At 38.0% G+C, this 25,114-nt stretch carries 20 protein-coding genes and 1 tRNA gene; 12 read left to right on the top strand and 9 right to left on the bottom strand.

From position 1 onward, the window contains the following. Positions 1-63: 63 nt before the first annotated feature. Positions 64-213, bottom strand: coding sequence for a hypothetical protein (locus tag JL102_RS17405; RefSeq protein WP_202245729.1), 150 nt, complete (start codon positions 211-213; stop codon positions 64-66). Positions 214-519: 306 nt separating this feature from the next. Here JL102_RS17405 and JL102_RS17410 point away from each other — a divergent pair, with 306 nt between their 5' ends. Both JL102_RS17410 and metG read left to right on the top strand, forming a co-directional pair. Continuing rightward, a complete protein-coding gene (locus JL102_RS17410) occupies positions 520-2,445 on the top strand; it encodes an ATP-binding protein (protein ID WP_202245730.1) in 1,926 nt (641 codons plus the stop codon). 119 nt (positions 2,446-2,564) lie between these two features. Continuing rightward, positions 2,565-4,658: a methionine--tRNA ligase gene (gene metG / locus JL102_RS17415; RefSeq protein WP_237390650.1), complete on the top strand. Its 2,094-nt coding sequence runs from the start codon at positions 2,565-2,567 to the stop codon at positions 4,656-4,658. A gap of 58 nt (positions 4,659-4,716) precedes the next feature. On the opposite strand, the gene pth is transcribed toward metG, so the two are convergent. From pth to purL, 6 genes are all read right to left on the bottom strand, one after another. Next, on the bottom strand, positions 4,717-5,277 hold the full coding sequence (gene pth / locus JL102_RS17420; RefSeq protein ID WP_202245731.1) for an aminoacyl-tRNA hydrolase: 561 nt from the start codon (positions 5,275-5,277) through the stop codon (positions 4,717-4,719). 85 nt (positions 5,278-5,362) lie between these two features. Next, complete coding sequence (locus JL102_RS17425) at positions 5,363-5,959, bottom strand: 50S ribosomal protein L25/general stress protein Ctc (protein WP_202245732.1); 597 nt, start codon at positions 5,957-5,959, stop codon at positions 5,363-5,365. 35 nt (positions 5,960-5,994) lie between these two features. Further along, positions 5,995-6,933, bottom strand: coding sequence for a ribose-phosphate pyrophosphokinase (locus JL102_RS17430; protein WP_202245733.1), 939 nt, complete (start codon positions 6,931-6,933; stop codon positions 5,995-5,997). A gap of 59 nt (positions 6,934-6,992) precedes the next feature. Continuing rightward, a tRNA-Gln gene (locus JL102_RS17435) sits at positions 6,993-7,065 on the bottom strand. A gap of 86 nt (positions 7,066-7,151) precedes the next feature. Beyond that, complete coding sequence (locus JL102_RS17440; protein WP_202245734.1) at positions 7,152-7,733, bottom strand: DUF4136 domain-containing protein; 582 nt, start codon at positions 7,731-7,733, stop codon at positions 7,152-7,154. 104 nt (positions 7,734-7,837) lie between these two features. Beyond that, a complete protein-coding gene (gene purL / locus JL102_RS17445; RefSeq protein ID WP_202245735.1) occupies positions 7,838-11,524 on the bottom strand; it encodes a phosphoribosylformylglycinamidine synthase in 3,687 nt (1,228 codons plus the stop codon). A 213-nt stretch (positions 11,525-11,737) separates the two neighbouring features. Between purL and argB the strand changes: the two genes are divergently transcribed. From argB to argJ, 4 genes are read left to right on the top strand one after another with little or no spacing between them, the layout of a single operon-like run. After that, positions 11,738-12,553: an acetylglutamate kinase gene (gene argB / locus JL102_RS17450; RefSeq protein WP_202245736.1), complete on the top strand. Its 816-nt coding sequence runs from the start codon at positions 11,738-11,740 to the stop codon at positions 12,551-12,553. Then, positions 12,550-13,755 (top strand): aspartate aminotransferase family protein, encoded by a 1,206-nt coding sequence (locus JL102_RS17455; RefSeq protein WP_317191648.1) that lies wholly within the window; start codon positions 12,550-12,552, stop codon positions 13,753-13,755. The genes argB and JL102_RS17455 overlap by 4 nt, the downstream gene beginning before the upstream one ends. After that, positions 13,748-14,791, top strand: a complete 1,044-nt coding sequence (argC, locus tag JL102_RS17460; RefSeq protein WP_202245737.1) for an N-acetyl-gamma-glutamyl-phosphate reductase — start codon at positions 13,748-13,750, stop codon at positions 14,789-14,791. Before JL102_RS17455 ends, argC begins: the two co-directional genes overlap by 8 nt. 24 nt (positions 14,792-14,815) lie before the next feature. Next, positions 14,816-16,027: a bifunctional glutamate N-acetyltransferase/amino-acid acetyltransferase ArgJ gene (gene argJ / locus JL102_RS17465; RefSeq protein ID WP_202245738.1), complete on the top strand. Its 1,212-nt coding sequence runs from the start codon at positions 14,816-14,818 to the stop codon at positions 16,025-16,027. 52 nt (positions 16,028-16,079) lie between these two features. Here argJ and JL102_RS17470 read toward each other — a convergent pair whose 3' ends face one another. Then, positions 16,080-16,445, bottom strand: coding sequence for a hypothetical protein (locus JL102_RS17470; protein WP_202245739.1), 366 nt, complete (start codon positions 16,443-16,445; stop codon positions 16,080-16,082). 70 nt (positions 16,446-16,515) lie between these two features. Continuing rightward, positions 16,516-17,340: an alpha/beta hydrolase gene (locus tag JL102_RS17475; protein WP_202245740.1), complete on the bottom strand. Its 825-nt coding sequence runs from the start codon at positions 17,338-17,340 to the stop codon at positions 16,516-16,518. Between the two features lie 75 nt (positions 17,341-17,415). Between JL102_RS17475 and JL102_RS17480 the strand changes: the two genes are divergently transcribed. The 6 genes from JL102_RS17480 to JL102_RS17505 all read left to right on the top strand — a co-directional run bounded on the left by JL102_RS17480 (position 17,416) and on the right by JL102_RS17505 (position 25,018). Then, complete coding sequence (locus JL102_RS17480) at positions 17,416-17,961, top strand: RNA polymerase sigma factor (protein ID WP_202245741.1); 546 nt, start codon at positions 17,416-17,418, stop codon at positions 17,959-17,961. A gap of 2 nt (positions 17,962-17,963) precedes the next feature. Then, positions 17,964-18,305: a hypothetical protein gene (locus JL102_RS17485; protein WP_202245742.1), complete on the top strand. Its 342-nt coding sequence runs from the start codon at positions 17,964-17,966 to the stop codon at positions 18,303-18,305. A gap of 105 nt (positions 18,306-18,410) precedes the next feature. Next, the gene (locus tag JL102_RS17490) at positions 18,411-19,037 is read left to right on the top strand and encodes a TetR/AcrR family transcriptional regulator (protein ID WP_202245743.1); all 627 of its coding nucleotides are present in this window, start codon (positions 18,411-18,413) and stop codon (positions 19,035-19,037) included. Positions 19,038-19,039: 2 nt separating this feature from the next. Continuing rightward, positions 19,040-20,386 carry a TolC family protein gene (locus tag JL102_RS17495; RefSeq protein ID WP_202245744.1) on the top strand — a complete coding sequence of 449 codons (1,347 nt, stop codon included), beginning with the start codon at positions 19,040-19,042 and terminating at the stop codon, positions 20,384-20,386. Between the two features lie 34 nt (positions 20,387-20,420). Then, positions 20,421-21,587: an efflux RND transporter periplasmic adaptor subunit gene (locus JL102_RS17500; protein WP_202245745.1), complete on the top strand. Its 1,167-nt coding sequence runs from the start codon at positions 20,421-20,423 to the stop codon at positions 21,585-21,587. 11 nt (positions 21,588-21,598) lie between these two features. Beyond that, complete coding sequence (locus tag JL102_RS17505; protein WP_202245746.1) at positions 21,599-25,018, top strand: efflux RND transporter permease subunit; 3,420 nt, start codon at positions 21,599-21,601, stop codon at positions 25,016-25,018. The last annotated feature ends 96 nt before the right edge of the window (positions 25,019-25,114 follow it).

A 25,114-nucleotide genomic window follows, 5' to 3' on the forward strand; every position in this document is an offset into this window, starting at 1 on the left:
AGTATTATGATAGTAAAGATTTTAGATTTCATGTTGTAGTTCAGTTTTAAGGTTTTTAAAAGATTAATCCCATTGATGCGGATCCATAGAGTCAGATCCCTGTCCTTTGTATTTGTTGTTGTATTGAGAAGGTTCTATTTCTTCTTCGCTGCAGCTGTAAATTAAGGTGGATAAGAAAAGGATAGTTAAAATTGTAATTAGTTTTGTTTTCATATTATATTGGACTTTGGTTTGTTTTTTTATTTATTATATTTTATAAAAACACATAGTGAATCTTACATTACTATTTTTATGTGTTTGTTTGTTCAAAATTGTATTGTTGCAAATATTAGGGTTTCAGATAGTAATAAATTTATAAATCATGACTAGATCTTACAAGTGTACAGAATAGTTATATATAATTGTATTTGTCTAATGTTGTGGTGCGGTTCAAGTCATGTCAAATGCTGTGCGCAAGACATTGATAGTCTTTGGAGTAAGAAGTCTAGCCTAACTGAAGGAGATCAGGCGTCACTCTATATGGAGTTTTTTAAATATTATAGAGAGGTTGATGAAGATAGTGCTCTTTTCTACGCTACAATTGCTAGTCAATTTGCCCTACGGAATACGGATTCTCTTCTCATGGTTAAGTCTCTTAATGCTAAAGGATATTTGTTAAAGGCTAGGGGAGATTATGAACGTGCCATTAATGATTACGAGGAGGCATTGGATATAGCCATGAAACAAGGTTATAGTGATCAGATAAAGTATTTGCTTAACAATTTGGCTGTGGTTTATACTTTTTTCGGAAAGTATGATAAGTCCTTAGAGTACCATTTCAAATCATTAAAAATACGAGAGGATGAAGGGGATGAGCTTGAGGTTTCGGTAGCGTTAAATAACATAGGACTTGTTTATTATAAGATTGGCGATAATGAGAAAGCTCTGCAGTATTTTCAGAGATCTTACGCGCTAAAAGAAAAGCAAGATATTAATTATGATGTAGAAAGAAATCTTATAAATATAGGGTTAGCTTATATTGGTTTAGAACAAAATGAGAATGCCCAGGAAATTTTTTTAAAGCTAATAGATTGGTGTGGAGGGGAATGTGAGTCTCAGATAGAAGTGGAGGCTTACTCCGGGCTTGGTGTTACCATGTTCAATGAAGAGGAATATGATGAATCACTGAAAGCATTTGATAAATGCTTGACGTTAGCCATGACAGAGCAGAATTATATTTATGAAATAATAAGTTTTTACTACCTGAGTAGGATTTATATTATTCAAAATTCCTTTAATAAAGCCTTGCCTCTGCTAGATTCTGCCAATAGTTTAGTGGTTAAAACAGACGCTCAGGAGTGGAAAATGCAGATTAGTGATGTTTACTCAGATTTTTACTATAAAACTGGCGACTTTAAAAAAGCTTATGATTATCAGAGAAAATTCATAAATCTTAAAGATAGTTTGTTGGATGAGGAAGTGATTCAGAATCTGGCAGATATTCAGATTGAATATCAGGAAAGAGAAAATTTAGAAACTATCAGCATGCAGCAGTCCCAAATATCACGAGGAACTTCTTTGCTGCTTCTTTCTTCAATAATTATTTTTCTCGCGCTGGTTATCCTTGTTATTTTATACAGGAATAACTTTCACAGGAAAAAAGTGAATGAAAAATTATCTGAAGCAAATAGAATAATCGAAAGTCAGAACCACCAGCTTACTGATATTAATATGCAGTTGGAAGAAAAGGTTCGAGATAGAACTAAAGAGTTGAAAGATTCTAATGCTGCACTTTTGAAGTCAAATCATGAGTTGGATAATTTTATTTATAAAACTTCGCATGATATAAGAGGCCCTTTAGCCACGTTGCAAGGGATTTGTAATGTGGCCCTTATTGATATTAAGGACACTAAGGCAGTTGATTATTTTAAAAAGCTTGGAGGTACTGCAAAAAAACTCAATGAAATTCTTTCTAAATTATTGATTATTAATCAAATAAATAATTCGTTAGTCTCAGAAGAAAGAGTAGATTTCCATAGTTTAATTGAGCAAGTAGTAGCCAAGCAGAAGAAAAATGCATCAGGTAAGAAGGTTAAGATAATTAAGGAAATAGAGGCCAACCTATACTTTAAAAGTGATGTAGAGTTGCTGAAGATAATTTTAAATAATCTTATAGGTAATGCCTTTAAGTTTTATAATACCTCTGGGCGTATAGATTCTTTTGTTCATATCACTATAAATAAGCGAAGGTCTGATGGTGTAGAAATAAGAGTCATAGACAATGGCATTGGTATAGAGGAGGAGGCATCCATGAAAATCTTTGAAATTTTCTCCAAAGCGTCAGAAATGGGGGATTCTGCGGGTTTAGGACTTTATTTAGTAAAACTCGCTGTAGAAAAACTGGAAGGACATATTTCTTTAAAAAGAACAGAAGAGGGATTCACATGCTTTACGGTCAGGTTTTGAATTGTTAAAATTCTTATTTTAAAGATGTAAACGGATAATTTGGATCTTTGCGGCTCTTTCTTTCTGGTTAGTTAATAAACAGCTAATAAATTTTATCTTTGCAGCATTAATTCTGATAAATGATGCAAGATACTGATACGAACTTTAAAAGACATACTATTACTGCCGCATTACCATATGCCAATGGTCCAGTGCACATCGGACATTTGGCAGGGGTGTACGTGCCGGCTGATATTTATGTTAGATACCTGAAAAGTAAAAAGGAAGATGTAGTTTTTGTCTGCGGATCTGATGAGCACGGTGTTGCCATTACTTTAAGAGCAAAAAAAGAAGGGGTAACACCAAAAGAGGTCGTAGATAAATACCATACTTTGATAAAAGATTCCTTTGAGAAATTTGGGATCGATTTTGATATTTACTCAAGAACATCATCCGAGGTGCATAAGCAGACTTCAATGGATATGTTCAAAAAGCTCTATGACAAAGGAGTATTCGAGGAGCAAACTTCTAAGCAATATTATGATGAAAAGAGTAATCTGTTTTTAGCAGATCGCTATATCATAGGTACTTGTCCTAAGTGTGGCTATGATCAGGCGTATGGAGATCAATGTGAGAAGTGTGGTTCTTCGCTAAGTCCCGCAGAATTAATTAACCCTAAGTCGGCTTTAAGTGGAAATGAGCCTGTGCTAAAAGAAACTAAGCACTGGTATTTTCCTATGAATAACTATGAGCCATGGTTAAAAGAATGGATTCTGGAGGATCACAAAGAGTGGAAAGCCAATGTGTATGGTCAGTGTAAATCTTGGTTAGATGGTGGCTTAGCTCCTAGAGCTATGACTAGAGACCTAGATTGGGGAGTACCCGTGCCTGTAGAAGGAGCTGAAGGTAAGGTGCTATATGTGTGGTTTGATGCACCTATAGGATATATTTCCGCTACAAAAGAGTGGGCTGAGCAAAATGGTAAAAATTGGGAGACTTATTGGAAAGATAAAGACTCAAGGCTTTTACATTTTATAGGTAAAGATAATATTGTTTTTCATTGTATAATTTTCCCTAGCATACTGCATGTGGATGGCGATTACATATTGCCAGACAATGTTCCGGCTAATGAGTTTTTAAACCTGGAAGGTAATAAAATTAGTACCTCTAAAAACTGGGCGGTGTGGCTGCATGAGTTCTTAGATGATCTACCTGGAAAAGAAGATGTACTTAGGTATGTACTTTGTGCAAATGCGCCTGAGACAAAAGATAACGATTTTACCTGGAAGGACTTTCAAACTCGTAATAACAGCGAGCTGGTGGCTATTTTTGGAAATTTCATCAATAGAGCCGTGGTGCTTACTAATAAATATTATGACGGAGAGATTCCTGAAAAAGGAGAATTATTTGATATAGATAAAGAAACTATTGAGAAGGTTAAAGCCGCTCCTCAGAAAATAGCTAATGCACTCGATGCATTTAAATTTAGAGAGGCCTTATCTGAGTTTATAGATTTAGCAAGAACAGGAAATAAGTACTTGGCCGATACAGAGCCTTGGAAGCTTATCAAATCTAACCCTAACAGGGTAAAGACTATTATGAATATTGGTCTTCAGATAGCCGCTAATTTGGCTATTGTGGGAGAACCATTTTTACCTAAAACGATCAATAAATTAAATGGCATTTTAAATTTCTCAGGAAAACTTTGGGCGGATGCAGGTTCTGTTGATCTATTACCAGAAGGACATAAAATAGGAGAGGCTGAGTTGTTGTTTGAGAAAATAGAAGATGACGTAGTACAAAAACAGATGGACAAATTGGAAGCAACTAAAAAATCTAATGAGCAAGAAGTTCAAGCTGCTGTCACTAAAGAGCAGGACGCGGCTCCAGTGGAAGTTAACGTGAAGGCTGAGATTAATTTTGATGATTTCATGAAAATTGACATTAGAGTTGGGACGATTCTGGAAGCGGAAAAAATGCCAAAATCTAAAAAATTATTAAAGATGTTGGTAGATACGGGTATAGATAAAAGGACTATTTTAAGCGGCATAGCAGAGCATTACTCACCAGAGGAGGTGATAGGGCAGCAGGTGTCTGTTTTAGTGAATTTGGCTCCCAGAAAGATGATGGGGGTTGAGTCCCAAGGAATGATATTGATGGCAGAAGATACAGATGGGAAATTGAGATTTGTACAGCCATCAGAAAAAGTGAACCCTGGATCAGGAATAAGCTAGTAACTATAAGCTAATAATATAAATGAGGGTGTTTGGATTTTCTAAACACCCTTTTTTATTAATCATTAAATTCGTTCATGGTTCTGGTGCCTCCAATGGTGCAAAAGGATAAAGTCATGTCAATCGCTTTGTCCATCATGAAAGGAAGCTCCTCAAATTCTTTTTTGGTGAATGGGCTAAGGACATAGTCAACTTGCTGTCCCTTTGCGTAATTGTCTCCAATACCCATTTTTAATCTAGAATAGTTATTGCCTCCGGTAGTTTGTTCGATGTTCTTGAGACCGTTATGCCCGGCAGCTGACCCTTTCAATCGCAGGCGTAGGTTTCCGAAAGGAATAGCGATGTCATCAACCAATACTAATAAATTCTCTTTCGGTATTTTAAGCTCATTAAGCCAGTAATTAATAGCTTTACCGCTGAGGTTCATATACGTGGTGGGCTTAATAAGGTGTATTTGTCTCGACTTATACTTAAATTCTGCTTTCTCTGCTAAGCGTTCATTATTGAACTTAAAACCATGCTCATCAGCCATCCTATCTAATGTTAGAAACCCTATGTTATGCCTGGTTAGCTCATACTCAGCACCAATGTTTCCTAAACCTGCTATTAAGTATTTCATGCTTTTTTAAGATAATAAGGAGGTGTTTAAACTAAAAAATCCTGCTCGTGAAGAGCAGGATTTTCTTAAATAGATTTTTATAGACTTATTCAGTCTCTTCTTCAGCTTCTTCAGTTTCGGTAGTTTGCTTACCTCTAAGTGCTCTAGGTATTTCTACTACAGCAACAGAAGCAATTTTAGTATCAAGAATCTCGAAGTTATCTTCAGGGATCTCTTGTACTTTTATAGCTTTTCCGAAGTCTAAGCCGCTAAGATCTACAGTAATATGCTCAGGCATATTTTTAGGAAGCGACTGAATTCTTAAATGTCTTCTTTTCTTGATAAGAGTACCCCCTTTGGCTACACCTGGAGATTCTCCTTCAAAGTGAACAGGAATGTCCATTTTAATGGTTTTTCCTTCGAAGATTTGCAAGAAGTCAACGTGAAGCATTACTTCACTTACTGGGTGAAACTGGATATCTTGTAAGATAGCCTGATACTCATCTCCCTCAATGTTCAAATGCACAAAGTGTGCTTCATCTGTGTACACTAATTCTCTAAAAAGAATCATTGGTGCATAAAAGTGTATCTGCTCATCACCACCATAAATTACGCAAGGAACATTTCCTTCTGCGCGCAACTTCTTGGAATCTGATTTGCCGAGATTTGCTCTTTTATACCCTATAACCTCAACTGTCTTCATTGTAATTATAATTTATATGTGAGTAAATAAAATTCTTAAGAGTTTATGAATAATGAGCTGATAGACTCATGATCATGTATTTTTCTTATTGCTTTAGCGAAAAGGTCAGAAACGCTCAGCACTTTTATCTTAGAGCACTTTTCCTCATCCTTTAAAGGAAGCGTGTCTGTGATTACTAGTTCTTCTAGTACTGAATTTTCTATGTTTTCGTAAGCTTTGCCTGATAGTATTGGGTGAGTAGCTACTGCTCTTACAGATTTAGCTCCTTTATCTTTTAAAAGGGCTGCTGCTTTGCAGATAGTGCCTCCTGTGTCTATGAGATCATCTACCATTACTACGTCTTTCCCTTCTACATCTCCAATAAGTCTCATAGAAGCTACTTCATTAGCCTTTTCACGGTACTTATCACAAACTACCATTTCTGCTCTAAAGAACTTAGCAAAGCTTCTTGTTCTTTTTACACCTCCCACATCAGGAGAGGCAAAAATGATATCCTCTAATTTCAGAGATCTGATATAAGGAATGAATATAGAAGTGCCATCTAGGTGATCTAAAGGAATATCAAAAAATCCCTGGATCTGATCAGCATGAAGGTCGCAAGTCATGATTCTGTCTGCACCGGCAGCTGATAGTAGGTTAGCCATGAGTTTAGCTGCTATAGCCACTCTTGGTTTGTCCTTTCTGTCTTGTCGGGCATAACCGAAATAAGGAACTACTACCGTTACGTACTTAGCGCTCGCTCTTTTAGCAGCATCTATGAGTAAAAGTAATTCCAGAAAGTTATCGGCAGGAGGAAAAGTAGACTGTATCAAAAAGACGTCACTTCCTCTAACAGATTCAGTAAAGAATGGAGACATTTCGCCGTCACTAAATTTTTGAAGAGTGACTTCTCCTAAAGGCTTACCGTATGACTTAGCTATTTTTTCAGCCAAGTATTGAGTTGATTTTCCGGAGAAGATCTTTACTGATGACATCTTTTTTAATTTGGCATTTTTTTAAAACAAAAAAGGCGGACTATTAATGTCCGCCTGAGTTGCCCGACTAGGGCTCGAACCTAGACTCTTCTGAACCAAAATCAGACGTGTTGCCAGTTACACCATCGGGCAATCTTGTTTCCCTCATTTTTGGGAAGGCAAAAGTAGTATTAATTTTTAAAAATGAAAACTTCGGGGTGAAATTTTTTAAAAATATTTTACGGAGTCTGCGAAAGTATCTTTTTTCGCTCATCCATGAAGCCGTCAGCAAAGAATTGATACTTGTTTAGAATGGATTTTACAGCATTATTAATATCTCTTATGTCAGAAAAATTCACTCGGCCATAGTAGTCGGTGGCATAACCTTGCCAGATGGAGGCTTTCTGTTTTCTGTCAAAAATTTGAATGAGAAGGGTGCCTTCTTTCATGCCGATCTTTAGTTGGTTGTATTGGAGGTCTCGGTCTTGCCTGTTCATCCAATCTTCTATCTTGGGTTGGTCATAACCTCTGAAGTTAAGACTGTCTACGAATACGCGAAATGATAATAGTAAGTCTGGCTTGCTTTCTTTTCTTTTGTAGCCAAGAAATTTCATGTGAGAATCTATAGCCTTTTTAATGAGTTCGCCGTTAGAAGCTAGCTCTTCATTTTCAGCTTGTAATAAGAAGTCATAACTGCTGTATTTGTCAAACCTGCCTTTGTAGCTATAGTCATATTCTACAGGGAGTTCGCGGTAAGAGAAGCACGACACTAACATTAGAGAAAGTATTCCGGTGGATAGGGTATGATAGCGTGATTTCATAAGGAAGGGTTTTAAAACAGAGCCTAAATAAATATAATAAAATAGGCCCTGTTTTAATAATATTTCGTCTGAAATATATTATGAAATCCGCGAATTCAGTGTAGTTACTTATGTGTTTTTAACCAAGCTTTAGCGTTTGTAAATGCTTCAATCCATGGTGATACTTCATCCTTTCTCTCCTCTGGATAATATGCCCAGTTGTATGGGTATATAGAACGTTCCAGGTGAGGCATTATAGCGAGGTGTCTGCCATCTTTAGAGCATACTGCAGCTGTGCTATGGTCTGATCCATTAGGATTGCCAGGATAAGCGTCGTAAGCGTATTTGGCTACTATGTTATAAGTGGATTCAGATTCTGGTAATACAAACTTACCTTCCCCATGAGCTACCCATACACCTAGTTTGCTGCCACTCAAGGAGCTAAACATTACACTTTCGTTTTCTGGAATATTAACAGATATGAAGCTAGATTCGAATTTGCCAGAGCTGTTATGATGCATGGTAGGGTGATCCTTTATCTCAGGGAATAGAAGGCCTAATTCCATCATAAGCTGACAGCCATTGCACACTCCTAAGCTTAGGGTGTCTTTCCTACTATAGAAGTTATCAAGAGCCTCTTTTGCTTTTTCATTGTAAAGAAATGCTCCAGCCCAGCCTTTGGCAGATCCTAATACATCTGAGTTGGAGAATCCTCCTACAAAGACTATTAGGTTTACATCAGATAGATCTTCCCTGCCACTGATAAGGTCTGTCATATGAACGTCTTTCACATCAAAGCCAGCCATATGCATCATCCAGGCCATTTCACGATCACCGTTAACTCCTTTTTCTCTTATTATAGCAGCTTTATAACCAGTCTGTTCTTTTCTGTTTAAATCTATACCATACTGATCTAGTTTGCCCGTGAAGTGTGCAGGAAACTGATAAGTTAAAGGTTGCTTTTTATAATTATCGAATCTGGCTTCGGCTAGCTCTGCTCCAGTTTGCTTTTTATCTAACTGATAAGATGTTTTAAACCATACGTCTCTTAATTCTTTAACATCAAGGTCTAGAGTGGTCTCGTTATGATTTATGTTAACCCGGCTGCTGGTATTGGTTGTGCCTATTACATAGGCATTGATATCGGCCTTTTTCAAATCATTGACAATACTATCGTCAGCTACCTGTATAAGTACTCCTGGCTGTTCGCTGAAAAGTAGCTTTAAGCTATCTTTTTCAGCTATGTCATTTAATGATATTTCAAGCCCTGCGCTTTCTGTAGGGAAGCACATTTCAAGTAATGCCGTGATCATACCTCCGGCAGAAATATCATGACCTGCTAATATTTTGTTTTCTACTGTTAGACGTTGGATCTCAGTAAAAGCTCTTTTGAAGTAAGAAGCCTCTTTAACAGTAGGTGCAGTGCTGCCAAGTTTGTTAAGTATTTGAGCAAAACTACTACCACCTAGTTTATAATCATCACCAGAGAAATCTACGTATATGATATGCGAATTTTTCTCAGGCTTAAGGTTAGGAGATACCACTTGATTGATGTTGCTAACTTCTCCTACGGAACTTATAATAACTGTTCCGGGGGAGTATACCACATCGCCATCAGGGTATTTTTGAGTCATTGAGAGTGAGTCTTTGCCTGTAGGGATGTTGATTTCTAACTCTTGGGCAAATTCACTTACTGCTTTTACAGCATTATATAACCTGCTGTTTTCGCCTTCTACTTTAGCGGGCCACATCCAGTTAGCGCTTAAAGATATGCCTTTCAGTCCATGAGAGAGAGGAGCCCAAACTAAGTTGGTGAGTGCTTCTGCTATAGATAATTTAGAGCCGGCATCAGGGTCTATAAGTGCGGAAACAGGAGCATGACCAATAGAAGTGGCTATTCCTTTATTTCCTTTATAGTCTATTGCCATTACGCCTAGGTTATTGAGGGGTAGCTGCACAGGTCCACAAGTCTGCTGCTTTGCTACTTTTCCTGATACGCAGCGGTCTACTTTATTCGTTAACCAATCTTTACAGGCTACACCTTCTAGCTGTAATACAGATTCTAAATATTCTTTGATCTGCTCAGCATTGTATGCTAATTCAGCATAGTTGCTAGCGGTGTCTTCATCTTCCAGTATAGTTTTAGGAGATGAGCCGAACATATGAGATAGATCCCAATCTATAGGGTTTTTACCGGTCTCTTTGTTTTCGAACTTAAAATGATCATCTCCTGTAGCATGACCTACTGCATACATGGGAGAGCGCTCTCTGTCTGCTACTTTTTTAAGGTACTCAAGATCTTTGCTCTTCATTACCAATCCCATTCTTTCCTGAGATTCATTGCCTACAATTTCTTTGTCAGAAAGGGTAGGATCACCTACTGGTAGCTTGTTTACATCTATGGTTCCGCCAGTTTCTTCTACCAATTCAGAGAGGCAGTTGAGGTGCCCGCCAGCTCCATGGTCATGAATAGATATGATAGGATTCTCGTCGCTTTCTACCATAGCTCTTATGGTATTCATTACCCTTTTTTGCATTTCAGGGTTAGAACGCTGTATGGCATTGAGTTCTATAGAATTGCCGAATTCTCCGGTAGCTACCGATGAAACGGCTCCACCACCCATGCCTATTCGGTAGTTATCTCCACCAAGTATTACTATTTCATCACCTTTTTCTGGCGATGCTTTCAAACTATCTTGTTTTTTACCAAACCCGATCCCACCAGCTAGCATGATAACCTTGTCAAAACCGAATTTTTTGTTGTTTTCTTCGTGCTCAAAGGTGAGTAAGCTTCCACAAATAAGCGGTTGACCAAACTTATTACCGAAATCACTAGCGCCGTCAGATGCTTTAATGAGGATGTCCATAGGAGTTTGGTAGAGCCATTTTCTAGGTTCTACGTTCTCTTCCCACTTTTTGCCTTGCTCTAACCTGGAATAAGAGGTCATGTAAACAGCGGTTCCAGCTAAAGGTAAGCTACCTTTACCTCCGGCTAGCCTATCTCTTATTTCACCTCCAGAGCCGGTAGCGGCACCATTAAAGGGCTCTACGGTAGTAGGGAAGTTATGAGTTTCGGCTTTTAAGCTGATAACCGTATCTATCTCCTTAGTAGTGAAATAATCAGGCTTGTCAGGAGTCTTAGGAGAAAACTGCTCAGCTTTAGGGCCTTGAATAAATGCTACATTATCTTTATATGCCGAAACAATGTAGTTCGGGTTTTTAGTTGATGTTTCTTTAATCATCTGGAAGAGAGATTTGTCCATTTCTTTTCCATTGATGATGAATACACCATTGAATATTTTATGTCTACAGTGCTCTGAGTTTACTTGGGAGAAGCCAAATACTTCACTATCAGTGAGCTTTCTGCCTAGCTTTTCGCTAACTTCATCCAGATACGCAACTTCTTCGCTGCTTAGAGCCAGACCTTCTTTTTTGTTAAAGGCAGAAATATCATCTATCTCTATTACCGGATCTGGGCTCTTCGCGATGGTGAATAGCTGCTGATCAAGATTGTGATAAAGAACTTCCAGCATAGGGTCATATTCAGCTGACCGTTCTTCTACCTGGGTAAATTGCTCGATCCTTTTGATTCCTTCTATGCCCATGTTCTGGGTGATCTCCACGGCATTTGTGCTCCATGGGGTAATCATTTCTTTACGAGGCCCTACAAAATAACCCTCTAGGTTAGGTGCATCTATGATGTCTGCTTGCCCAAAAAGCCACTTTAACTTGTTAATGTCTGCTTCCTGGAGCTTTTGTAACAGGTCTACTGCATAATATTGTTGACCTTGTGATCGGAAAAACTGGATCATTAAAATTGGGGATTTGAATAGTTAATGTTTTTCACCCCAAAAGTAGAAAAAAGAATTATATTATGCCTTAACAATCAGTGTGTACCTGATCTTAACTCTAGATCACACCTTAATATTAAAAATAGTATTAAACCATTTTACGGTTGTTTTTTTAAAGAAAAAATAAACATTAAGCTGGGTATTATTCTTAAATAATAAAGCGTTATTTATTTTATGAGCAAAAATAAGGTTCTTATTAAGTATGGGGGCAATGCCATGCAAAGTGAAAGCTTAAAGAATGAAATAGCCCAAAAAATCAAAGTTTTACATGAATCAGGTTTTGAGGTGCTTTTGGTGCATGGGGGAGGTCCTTTTATTAATAAGGCACTAGAGCTGGCGGGTATAGAGTCTCAATTTTTTGATGGACAAAGACATACCAGTGCTGAAGCATTGGTGCATATAGAACGTGCTTTGAAAGGAGAAGTAAATAGCTCTTTAGTAGGGTTGCTTAATAATTCTGGTCTGAAAGCAGTAGGCCTGAGTGGTAAAGATGGTAAGTTGGCAATAGCTGAGAAAAGGTGGCACACACCTATTGCTGGTGGTGAAAAGATAGACTTGGGGCAAGTAGGAGATGTGAAGAGTATTGATACTGAACTGCCAGAACGCTTGCTGAAGGCAGGTTATATACCTGTGCTGACCTGTATTGCTTCGGATGATGAAGGTAATGATTATAATATTAATGCAGACATGTTTGCCGGTCATATGGCAGCAGCCTTAGGGGTAGATGAATATATTTTACTTACTGATGTAGATGGCCTTTTCGAAAATTTCCCCGATCCTCAATCTATTTTACATACTATGCAGCTTGATGACATAGAAAAAATGTATGGTAATATTATTACCGGAGGTATGATCCCCAAGTTGGAGTCTTGTGAAATAGCTATAAAAGGAGGAGCAGCAAGAGCTACGATCCTTAATGGCACTCAGCCAGATCAGATTACAGATTATTTATTGCATAAAAAATCAATAGGTACCACAATACATAAATGATGAGTTATACTAATGAAGAATTATATCAACAGGATAAAAGTAATTATCTCCCTACATTCAAACGGTTTCCTCTGGCCTTTGCTAAAGGTAAGGGTAGCCGGCTGTGGGATGTAGAAGGAAAAGAGTACATTGATATGCTGGCAGGTATAGCAGTTTGTAATGTAGGGCATAGCCATCCGAAAGTGGTGGCAGCAGTGCAGAAACAGGCAGCAGAGCTTATGCATATTTCTAATTTCTTTGTCACTCTTCCTCAGGTGGAGCTCAGTAAAAAGCTGAAAGAAATTAGTGGACTTGACCATGTTTTTATAACCAATAGTGGTGCAGAATCTGTTGAAGGAGCCATGAAAGTGGCACGTAAATTTGCTCATAAGCACGGAAGAGGAGGGGAGATTATTTCTATGGCAAAATCTTTTCATGGTCGCACTCTAGGTACTATAGCCACTGGGCAGGCCAAATATCAACAAGGCTTTGAGCCCATACCTACTGGCTTTAAGCAAGTGGAATTTAATAACCTCCCTGCCCTTAAAGAAGTCATAAGTAAGGATACGGCGGCAATTATTTTGGAGCCAGTCCAAGGTGAAGGAGGAATTAATCCGGTAGATAAAAGCTATTTGAAAAACGTAAGAGAAATCTGTACAGAGCAGGGTATAGCTTTAATATTTGATGAAGTACAGTGTGGAATTGGGCGTACAGGGAAATGGTTTGCTAAAGACCATTATGGCATACAGCCCGATATTATGACCCTGGCCAAAGGACTTGGAGGAGGTTTTCCTGTGGGAGCATTTGTGTGCTCTTCAAAAATAGGAGATGCTATTGATTATGGTGATCATGGAACCACCTTTGGAGGAAATCCTTTAGCTTGTGCATCAGCATTGGCTACTTTGTCTGTAATAGAGGAAGAAAACTTGTTAGAAGAAGCTACTAAGAAAGGAGAATGGGTAAGAGGTGAATTTGAGAATATGAAGGCTAAGCACGGAGAAATTAAAGATATCCGAGGGCTGGGGCTTATGATAGGTGTTGAGCTGACAGAGCCTGCTTTACCAGTAGTGAAGTTGTTATTGGAAAAGGGCATTATTGCTAATGCTACTGCCGATAAAGTGCTGAGGTTGGTGCCTTCACTTAATATACCTATGGAAGATTTGAAAAAAGTGGTGGAAGAAATAGAAAAGTGTTTATCAGAAACCATGATAGAACATGAGTAATACACGTAAGAAAGTAGCTATTGTAGGAGCTTCCGGTTATACAGGCTCCGAACTGGCCCGTTTTCTATTACACCACCCTGAGGTAGAAATAGAAATGATAACCTCAGAAACTCATAAAGGAAAAACCTTTTCAACTTTACATCCACAGTTTACAGGCCAGCTGGATATGCCGCTGGTTTCGGCTCAAAAAGTGGCTGATGAACCAATGGATGTTGTTTTCTTGGCCCTGCCGCATGGTGTTTCCATGAATTTTGTAAAGCAATGGTCCGATAAATCATTTAAGATCGTAGATCTCAGTGGTGATTTTAGGTTGAAAAATGCTGAAGTTTATGAACATTGGTATAAGAAAGATCATAATTACCAAGAAGGTTTTGCAAATGCGGTGTATGGTCTGCCAGAATTGCATAAAGAAGAAATCCGAAAAAGTGATTTGATAGCAAACCCGGGATGTTACCCTACGGCTTCTACCTTAGGTTTAGCGCCTTTAGTGAACGAGAAGCTGATTGATATACAGGGAATAATAATAGATGCTAAGTCAGGAATAACAGGAGCAGGGATAAAGCCTAGTCTTACCACTCATTTTTCTAATGTGAACGATAACTTCAGGGCCTATGGTGTAAAAAGTCATCGACATACCATTGAGATAGAGGAGCAGCTGGGCTTTCTTAATGAAGGAGAAGTAAAGGTTCAGTTTACTCCCCATTTGCTGCCATTAGATAGAGGAATACTGGCTACTAGCTACTCTACACCTCTAAAAGATATGACTCAGAAAAAATTGGATGAATTATATCAATCCTTTTACAGACAAAAGCCATTTGTAAGGGTGAGAGAATCTTTACCTACGTTGAAAGACGTTAGAGGAAGTAATTACTGTGATGTATACCCCATTTGGGATGAGCGCACAAATAGGATCATGGTTTTTTCTGCCATTGATAATTTAGTGAAGGGTGCAGCAGGGCAGGCTATTCAAAATATGAATATAATGCTTGGCTTTGAAGAGACCTTAGGCTTATTACAAAATCCATTGAAACCATAAACCAACAATACTATCGAAGATCAAATGATTCAAAATATTACAAATGTAAAAGGTATCAAATGCTGGGGAGCGCATACGGGTGTTAAGTCTATGAGGCGTGACCTGGCGATTATCTACTCAGAGGTGCCTTGTGCCGCAGCAGCTTGTTTTACCCAAAACAAGGTGCAGGCAGAGCCGGTTAAATTGAGTATAAAGCATATGAAAGATAACCGTGCTCAGGTAATAGTGTGCAATGCCGGTAATGCTAATGCATGTACCGGAGAGCAAGGTAGGCTTGGAGCGGAGGCTATGGCTAATACTGTAGCTGAAGAGCTGAAAATACCTGTAGAAGATGTAATAGTAGCCTCTACAGGACTCATAGGGGAGCCTTTCCCTACAGATGATATTGTTAAGGGTATCAAGGAGAATATTCATAAATTATCTAATACGGCCAAGGCAGGATCTTTTACAGCTAATGCTATTCTTACTACTGACACTTTTCCTAAGGAAGGTTTTCTTGAGTTTGATTGCGATGGTACCAAAGTGGCCCTGGCAGGCATGGCTAAAGGTTCTGGCATGATTCATCCGAACATGGCCACTATGTTAGCTTTTGTGGTGACAGATATTAACATTGATGAAAAGTTACTAGACGAAGTATTGAAGTACTGTGTAGATAGGACTTTTAATATGATCACCGTAGATGGTGATACCTCTACTAACGATATGGTAGCCGTATTGGCTAATGGCTTGGCGGGGAATAAAAAGATTAAAGCTAAGAGTGATCCTAACTATCAGCTATTTAGAGAAAAACTCATGCAGCTGCTTACTCACTTGGCCAAATTAATTATATCTGATGGCGAGGGAGCATCTAAGTTTATAGAGTATAAAGTAACGAAGGCCAGAACAGAGAGCAATGCACGAACTTTAGTAAAAGCCATATCAGATTCTACTTTGGTAAAAACAGCTATGTTTGGCCGTGATCCTAATTGGGGTAGAATTATAGCTGCTTGTGGTAATGCAGGAGTTCCTTTTGATTATACTAAAGCCGATTTATACATTGGAGATAATAGCAACCTGGTGCAGGTGCTTAAAAGTGGTACTCCTGCCAATTATGATAAGGCCTATATTAAGAAATTACTTCGAGACTCACATATACGTATAGTATTAGAGTTACACAAAGGAAGTGAAGAGAGCACCGGTTGGGGGTCAGACCTTACCACAGATTATGTGATGTTCAATTCTGTGTATACTACTTAAATAAAACAAAACAGCCACTGGTACTAAACTTTCCAGTGGCTGTTATTTAACATCAGAAATACTTTTTGTAGTTATCTTCATCCATCCAAAATTCACGACACTTTTTTATCTGTTCGTCTTTAAAGCTTTCGTCGTTTTTTAACTCTTTCCAGTCTCCATAGCCCAGCTGCTCAGCTAGTTTATAGAAACGGTCTCCTTGTCCATTCTTTTTGTCCTGAACCATTACACTGATGAGTGGACGATTCTCTTCATGCTCTTCTTCCGAAATCTCGTCTAGAATAGTTCCTAAAAGTTGTTTCTCATGTTTAATGTCAAGGTTAAGGCCTAGCTCAGTAGTGTTTATCAACCTCCTGTATGAAATAGGAGCACTATCGGTTCTGGCCAATTGGATTAACTTATTTCTTACTCTCGAATTCAAACTTTTTCAGATCTTGTTTAACAAAAAATAATAGCCAATTTTAAGAAAAATTAAAATTTTTAGCCACTTACTAACCACTAATGTGCTCAGAAACTTTGTGAATCAGATGATTATGGCCCGATTTTATTGAAACTATTTTATAATCGGTGATTTTTCTAAGAAGCGGTTGTATAGTTTTGTGGGTAATTACCTTGTCTCTACTGCCTAGATAGAAAGTAACAGAAATGTGATTTTCAATTAACAATAGGCTGATTGCCTTCATTTTAAATTTTAAATGAGAAAACACTATCCAGGAGTAATACACTTTTTTTCGTTTTTCTAAACTGTCCATTTGGCTGGCCGCAAATTTTGATAAGCCGCGATCAATGATCCTTAATTTTTCGCCAGCTTTCAGAACCCTAAAAAAAATTGCAGGCTTATATATAATGCTTTTAAAAATCTTCTTCGTAACTCTTACTGATGTGGCTAGCTGGTACCATCGGTTAATTTTAATTCCATCGGGGGCGATAAGTATGAGCTCAGTAATACGTTTTGGAACGGCTTCTAGAGTAGCTAATGCAAATTTAGCACCTATACTGTACCCCATTAGAGCTACTTTTTCAATATTTAGACTAGAGAGAAATGCCAAGATTATTTCTGTCCAGGTTGATTTGCTTAGTGGAGTTTCACCAAAGTGCCATAGGCTGTTACCATGAAAAAATAGATCGAAGCTGTATATAGTGAATTCTTTGGCCATAATATCTGCCATTGGTCTGAATGCTCGACCGTTCTGACCAAAACCATGAAACGCCAACATCACTTTCTTTCCACTGCCGTAAGTGTAATAGTGTATTTGATGCTCTTTATAGTGGAAAGTATTTTCAGACATAAGGCAAATCAAAAAAAAAGTATTCACTTATAAAATATTTTATAAAATCATACGACTACACTAAGGATGTCAGTTGATGATTCAATATCGATAAATATTCATATGGCGCAAAGTCAGAAAGAGACCATAGAAAAGGAGAGAGGAAGACTTCTCAGTTTTATTCGTGCCCGTGTGAATAATATGGAGGATGCTGAAGATATTTTGCAGGATGTCCTATACCAGTTTGTTGATGGTTATGGAACTATTCGCTCTATAGAAAAGGCTACTTCTTGGTTGTTTAGAGTGGCCAGAAACAAAATTATAGATTCATATCGTAAGCGTAGTGTCAGGTCCGATAATGTGAAACTGGATCAAGTCGGTTATGATAGTGAAGAAGGTAATATCATGTTAAAGGATATTCTGCCTGATATAGGTGACACCCCTGAGGAAGTTCATTTCAGGGAGGTAATTTGGGAGGCAATTACGGCCGCGCTGGGAGAGCTCCCTGAAGAGCAGAGAGATATTTTTATTCTTCATGAATTTGAAGATCAGAGTTTTAAGGAGATCTCTTCCAGGTTAGGAATACCTGTGAATACACTTATTTCGAGGAAAAGGTATGCCATATTAGCACTAAGAAAGAAATTAGAGAATTTATATAAGGAGTTATAATTATGAGACTTGGAAAAGGAAAAAAGATAGCCTTAGGAATAGTTGCAGTTTTAGCTTTTGGAGCACTATTTGGCTATATAGTAATGATCTTGTGGAACTGGCTGGTGCCTGAGTTATTTCATGGTCCAAGCGTTACTTATGGGCAGGCAATAGGATTGCTGATTTTATCTAAATTACTTTTTGGAGGGTTTCACGGTAAGGGTGGACGCAAAGAGAGTTTTAAGGAAAAATTTAGGCATATGAGCCCAGAGCAGCGAGAAGGGTTAAAACGAAAATTTGCTCGAAAATGGAAATGTGATTTTCCCAAAAAAGAATCTTCAGATTTAAGCACTAGAGAATCTTGAGAAGTTAAGTTTTTGTTAAGAATTAATATTTTATTATTAACGGAACTTAGGAAACTATTTAAATATCAAAAGTTTCTTTAGTTTCGCCGCAAAATATGATTGCTTGTGGATACTAAAGAAAGGATTTTAAGAGAGGGAACCGCCTTATTTAAAAAATATGGGGTCAGGAGTGTTACTATGGATGACATAGCTAGGGAACTGTCTATTTCTAAAAAAACCATTTATCAGTTTTTTAAGGATAAGGATGAGGTAGTGACCTTGGCCATGAAGGATTTTATAGAGCAGGAAAAAGAAGAGTACGCAGCACTAATTGATGTGAAAAATGCTGTGGAAGAGCTGGCGCTCATTACCAAATGTATACTTGAAGATCTCGATGATATTAATCCCTCATTAATATTTGATTTACAAAAGTATCACCCCAAAGCTTGGGCTATCATAAAAGAATTTCAGAATAATTTTTTGAGAAAAGCTGTGGTGAGAAATATAGAAAATGGCATAAAAGAAGGGATTTTTAGAGATGGTCTTGATCCTGAAGTTCTGGCGGTGCTACGGGTTCAGCAGATACATATGGCCTGCGATAATCAGCTATTTCCTCTAGATAAATTTTCTATTTATGATACGCACATGAAGTTATTTGACCACTATATCAATGGCATAGTAACCGAAAAAGGGAAAGAATATTATAATAATTTTTTAAGACAAATAGATATACCAACCACAAACCATTACTAATAATGAGATTTAAATTAAGTTTTGTTCTTGGGTTTATGCTTTTAACGGTGCTGGCCAGGGCTCAGGAAGATACCCGGGTGGCTTTTTCGTTAAAGGAATGTATTGATTATGCTATGCTGCATAATCAGGATATTCTCAATAGTGCTATAGAAAAGGAAATAGCTGAGACCCAGGTAGGCGAAACCTTGAGTCAGGGGCTGCCACAGGTAAATATAAATGCTGGTGTTAATTACAATTTCGAACCACAAAAATCTTTACTTGATGTTAGTACTTTTGACCCCACCATACCTGCAGGAAATGAGCAGGCGGTATCTTTTCAGCAGAAGTATGATGGAAATGCAGCTGTAAGCTTAAGTCAACTCATTTTTGATGGATCCTTCTTTGTAGGGTTGCAAGCATCTAAAACATATAAAGAACTTTCTACTAAAGAGTATATCAAAACAGAAATAGACGTGGTAGAGGCTATCTCGAAGGCATATTATAATGTACTAGTTAGCGAAGAAAGACTGATACTTATAAGAACCAACTACAGCAGAGTAGATACTATGCTATACGAAACCAGCGTGATGCTAGACAATGGTTTTGCCGAAAGAATAGACGTGAGCAGGCTTAAGGTGCAGCATAATAATTTAAAAGTAGAGCTCGAAAACACAGAGAAGCTTTTGGATCTTAGCCGTGATATGCTGAAATTTCAAATGGGCATGCCTCTTGCTCATCCAATAGAGCTTACTGATGAACTTGAGGAGGTAGTGTTTGAAGATCCTTCTACAGATGGAGATTTTAATTATGCCAGTAGAATTGAGTATTCTCAGCTACAAACAAATGTAGCTTTAGCCAATTTAGACCTAAAAAATAATAAGATTAAATATTTACCTACCCTCTACGCTAACTTAAGCTATGGGTATAATACTCAAACAAGTGATCAAGATTTGTTATTTAAAAGGGAACGTTGGTTGAACTACGGCTTGGTAGGGGTGTCTTTAAGCATTCCGGTATTTGATGGATTCCTGAAGAGTAATAAAATTCAAAAAAATAAGCTGGAAATAAAACAGCTAAACAATTCATTCGAACAACTTGAAAATTCTATCGACTTAGAGATAAAAGAGGCCAGTATTAATATGCAAACCTCTCTTAAGCAGATGCAGGCTCAGAAAGAGAATATGGAGCTAGCCGAAGAGATTTATGATGTAACCAGCATCAAATATAAGGAAGGTGTGGGATCTAACCTGGAAGTGGTGGAAGCCGAAGCAGATTATAAAGAAGCCCAAACCAATTATTACAATGCATTATTTAATGCCTTGGTAGCCAAAGTAGAGCTGGAAAAAGCTTATGGCCAACTACACAAATAAGAGAGTCAAACTATTTTTTGAAAACAAACCAGACATGAGAAATACAGCATTTTATTACCTAGCCATGATTACTTTGTTTTTTACAGCCTGTAGTAAAGAAGGGCTTGAGGCAAAGAAAGAAGAACTTCAGTCTTACAAGGATGAGGTGCGTGAGCTTAATTCAAAGATCAAAGAACTGGAGACCGAAATAGCCGCTCTAGATTCAACTTCTGTTAATGATGAAGGAAAAGCAGTATTAGTAAATACCAGAGTAGTAAAAACTACAGACTTTAAGCATAAAATAGAAGCAAGAGGCTCTGTGGAGTCTCGTAGAAATGTGATGCTTACCTCAGAAACAGCCGGAACCATAGAAAGTGTAAAAGTAAGAGAAGGGCAACAGGTACGTGCTGGTCAAACATTGATTGTACTTGATGCAGATATTTTGAGAAATAACATAGCTGAGCTTAAAACTTCTCTGGAGCTGGCAAAAGTAGTTTATGAAAGACAATCCAACCTTTGGGATAAAAAAATAGGCACTGAAATTCAATATTTGGAAGCTAAAAATAATAAAGAAGCCGTGGAGAGAAGATTAGCCACTGCGTATTCTCAGCTAGATCAGGCGGTGGTTAAAGCACCCTTCGCCGGTGTTATTGATGAGCTGCCAGCCAGAGAAGGTGAAATGGCTCAGCCCGGTGTGAATTTGGTGAGGGTAGTGAGCCCTGAAATGATGTACATAGATGCTGATGTTTCTGAAAGGTATATTTCTGATTTTAAGGTAGGGGATGAAGTAGAACTTTATTTTCCGGTTCAGGAGAAAAAGGTTAGCTCAAAAATATCTGCTGTAAGTGAGGTGATTAAGAGTGATAATAGAACATTCTCTATTGAAGTGAAACTTCCTAAACTAGATTTTTCAGTAAAGCCCAATCAGGTAGTTATTCTTCAGTTAACAGACTATGAGGTAGACTCTGCCTTAGTAGTGCCTACAGAAATTATCTTGTCGGATGGTGATAATAACTTTCTTTATATAGCTGAGAATAAGGGTGATAAAACAGTAGCAAAAAAGACTGAAGTGAAGGTGGGAGAGAGTTATGATGGTGTAACTGAAGTAAAAGAAGGTCTAAGGCAAAATGATATTATAGTTATAGAAGGTTACCGAAGCTTAAGCGATGGTGTGGCCGTGAAATCTGCCGATAAATCAACTAAAACAGCTCAATTAAATTAAAGCTTGCTGGTATGTCAGACATCAATACAAATAAAAATAACCAACCATTAAGCGGCGAGTCAAACTCAGAAAAGGAGTTTGGCCTTACCAAGCTTTCTCTTAATAATAGAAATACCGTTTTCTTCCTACTTTTTCTGGTAGTGATTATGGGTATTTCTGCTTATATAAATCTGCCTAAAGATAGTTATCCGGAGGTGGAGCAGCCAATGGTTTATGTGGGTACTACTTACCTGGGTAACTCGCCGGTAGATATAGAAAATCTTATTACCAGGCCTCTGGAGAAAGAAATTAATGATATTTCGGAGGTCGATAATATAAAATCTACGTCTGTTCAGGACTATTCTACTATTATAGTAGAGTTTCAGTCAGATATGGATATAGCAGATGCTCTTCAAAAAGTAAAAGATGCTGTAGATAAGGCTAAACAGGAACTTCCTAATGACTTGGATAAAGATCCTAACGTATTTGAAATGGATTTTTCTGAAATGCCCATCATGAACATTAACCTTTCAGGAAATTTCCGTGTAGAGAAGTTAGAGGATATTGCTGAGGATCTTGAGGACGAGCTGGAAAAAATCAGTGAGGTATCATCAGTAGAAGTGAGAGGAGTAGACGATAAAGAGGTCAAAATAATGGCTAATCCTTACCTTATGGATGCACGTAAGGTGAGTTTTTCAGATATTACCCAAGCAGTGCAAGCAGAGAACGTTACTTTTTCTGCAGGTAACATAAAAGAAGGAGATATAAGAAGGACGATTAGGGTAGTTGGAGAATATAAAGACCCTAAAGACATGCTGGATATTGTGGTGAAGCATGAAAATGGTAATATCGTATACCTAGGAGATGTAGCCAAGATTGAGTTTGATTATGTAGACCCGCAAAGTTATGCCAGGCTGGCCCTGAAACCAGTGGTGTCAGTAGATGTGATCAAAGGAAGTGGTGAAAACCTGTTAATAGCCACAGACAAGATCAATAAGGTGTTGGATGACATGAGGCCTCAGTTTCCGGAAGGCTTAGAGGTGACGATTACGAATGATCAAAGTCAGATGACCAGAGACTTGGTAAATAGCCTTGAAAATAACATTATTTCAGGGGTTATACTGGTAGTGCTGGTGTTGTTATTCTTTTTAGGTACCAGAAATGCCCTTTTTGTAGGGGTGGCTATTCCGGTGTCTATGTTTATCACTTTTCTTATTATGAGTGCGCTGGGCATTACCATTAATATGATGGTGCTTTTTTCGCTCATATTGGCACTGGGTATGCTGGTAGATAATGGTATAGTTATCGTGGAAAATGTGTACAGGCTAATGGAAGAAGGCCTTTCTCCATGGGAAGCTACTAAACTCGGAGTAAGTGAGGTTGCTTGGCCTATTATTACATCTACAGCTACTACCTTGGCGGCCTTTTTGCCTTTGGCAATGTGGCCAGGACTTATGGGGCAGTTTATGAAGTACCTTCCAATAGGGGTTATGATCACGCTTACTTCTTCGCTTTTTGTGGCATTGGTTATTAATCCTGTATTAATATCTGTGTTTATGAAGATAGAAGATGGTAAAAAGCAGGATCACACCAAAGTACTTAGAAACACAGGCATATTTGTGCTGCTCGGAACCTTGTTTTTAATATTTGGCGTGGCTTGGTTAGGAAATTTACTGGTATTCATGGGCTTGCTTATTTTACTTAATGTATATGTGCTTATGCCTGCGAGTCGTAGGTTTCAATCAGGTTTTTTGCCTTGGTTAGAAAATGTTTACTCAGACGTATTGGCTTTTGCTCTTAAAGGGTACAGGCCCTGGTTATTTTTCTGGGGTACTATTTTCTTGCTGTTTTTATCTGTAGCGCTCAATGTGGTAAGCCCTCCCAAGGTGCTTTTCTTCCCTGAAAATTTACCTAAGTATGTAAATGTATTCATAGAGTTCCCTATAGGTACTGATATTGAGAAGACTAACAACTTTTCTAAGCATATAGAAGAGAAAGTTATAAACGTGGTAGAGCCTTACGGAGATGTGGTAGAATCAGTAATTGCCAAAGTGGGGCAAGACACAGGAGATCCTAACGATCCTTCATCTTTTGGATCTACTGATACACCTAATAAGTCTCGTATTACAGTGAACTTTGTGGAGTTTAAAGATAGGGACGGAGTAGATACAAGGGTGATTATGGATAGTATCAGGCAAGCAGTAGAGGGGTATGCTGGGGTTTCTATTTCAGTAGATAAAGATGCAGCGGGCCCTCCGGTAGGTAAGCCTATTAATATAGAAGTATCAGGAGATGATATAGGTACTCTGATTGCTATTACAGATAGAATGAAAAATTTCATTAATGAATCAGGAATTAAAGGTATCGAAAACCTGCAAACGGACCTTGAAACAGGTAAGCCTGAGCTATTGGTGAATATTGATCGAGACAATGCTCGCCGTTTCGGTTTATCTACCAGAACCATTGCTAATGAAATAAGAACAGCCCTTTTTGGTATGGAGATCAGTAAGTTTAAGCAAGGGGAAGATGATTATGAGATACAGTTGAGGCTGCAAGATGAGTATAGGTATGATTTGGAGGCCATAAAGAACAGGGAAGTTACTTTCAGAAATGAGAAAGGTCAGCTAGTACAAATTCCTATTAGTTCCGTGGCCGAAATGAAGTTAAGTTCTACTTATGGTTCAGTAAAAAGGAAAGATCTCGAAAGAGTAGTTACCCTTTATTCTAATGTATTGCAAGGCTATAATGCTACCGCTATAAATGCTGAAATTAAAGACTTGTTACAAGACTTTGAAATGCCAATGGGCTATGATTTTAAATTTGGAGGGGAGCAGGAAAAGCAGGCAGAAGAAATGGAGTTCCTAACTCAGGCATTATGGCTGGCGGTGTTCATAATATTCTTAATTATAGTAGCCCAGTTTAATAAAATTACTACTCCGGTTATTATCATGTCTTCTGTAGTGCTAAGTACAGTAGGGGTGTTTTTAGGGCTGTTTGTATTTAGGATGGACTTTGTAGTGATAATGACCATGATCGGAATTATATCACTTGCTGGTGTGGTAGTAAATAATGCCATTGTGCTCATAGACTTTATTGAACTTATTAGAGCAAGAAAGCAAGCCGTGCTTGGAGTAGATAAGCTATCTTTTGAAGATATTAATGCAGCTATAGCTGAAGCAGGTAGAACTAGGCTTCGTCCCGTACTTCTAACCGCTATCACTACTATTCTGGGGCTTATACCTCTTGCGTTAGGTATCAATTTTGACTTTGTCAGATTCTTCAATGATTATAACCCTGATTTCTATATGGGAGGGGATAATGTGATCTTCTGGGGGCCAATGTCATGGACCATCATCTTTGGACTTACTTTTGCCACCTTCCTCACCTTGGTTATTGTGCCTATTATGTATCAGTTCTTTGCTAAGATAAATAGGAAGTTCGGGGTAAGTTAAAAACCTCAGTAAGGGCCGCTAATGATAACTTTTCATTAGCGGCCTTTTCTTTTACAGTTTTTGAAGGCCTAACTTTAAGCCATATTTAAATTAATA

It is taken from the genome of Fulvivirga sediminis, from assembly GCF_016757215.1.
Classification (GTDB): Bacteria; Bacteroidota; Bacteroidia; order Cytophagales; family Cyclobacteriaceae; genus Fulvivirga; species Fulvivirga sediminis.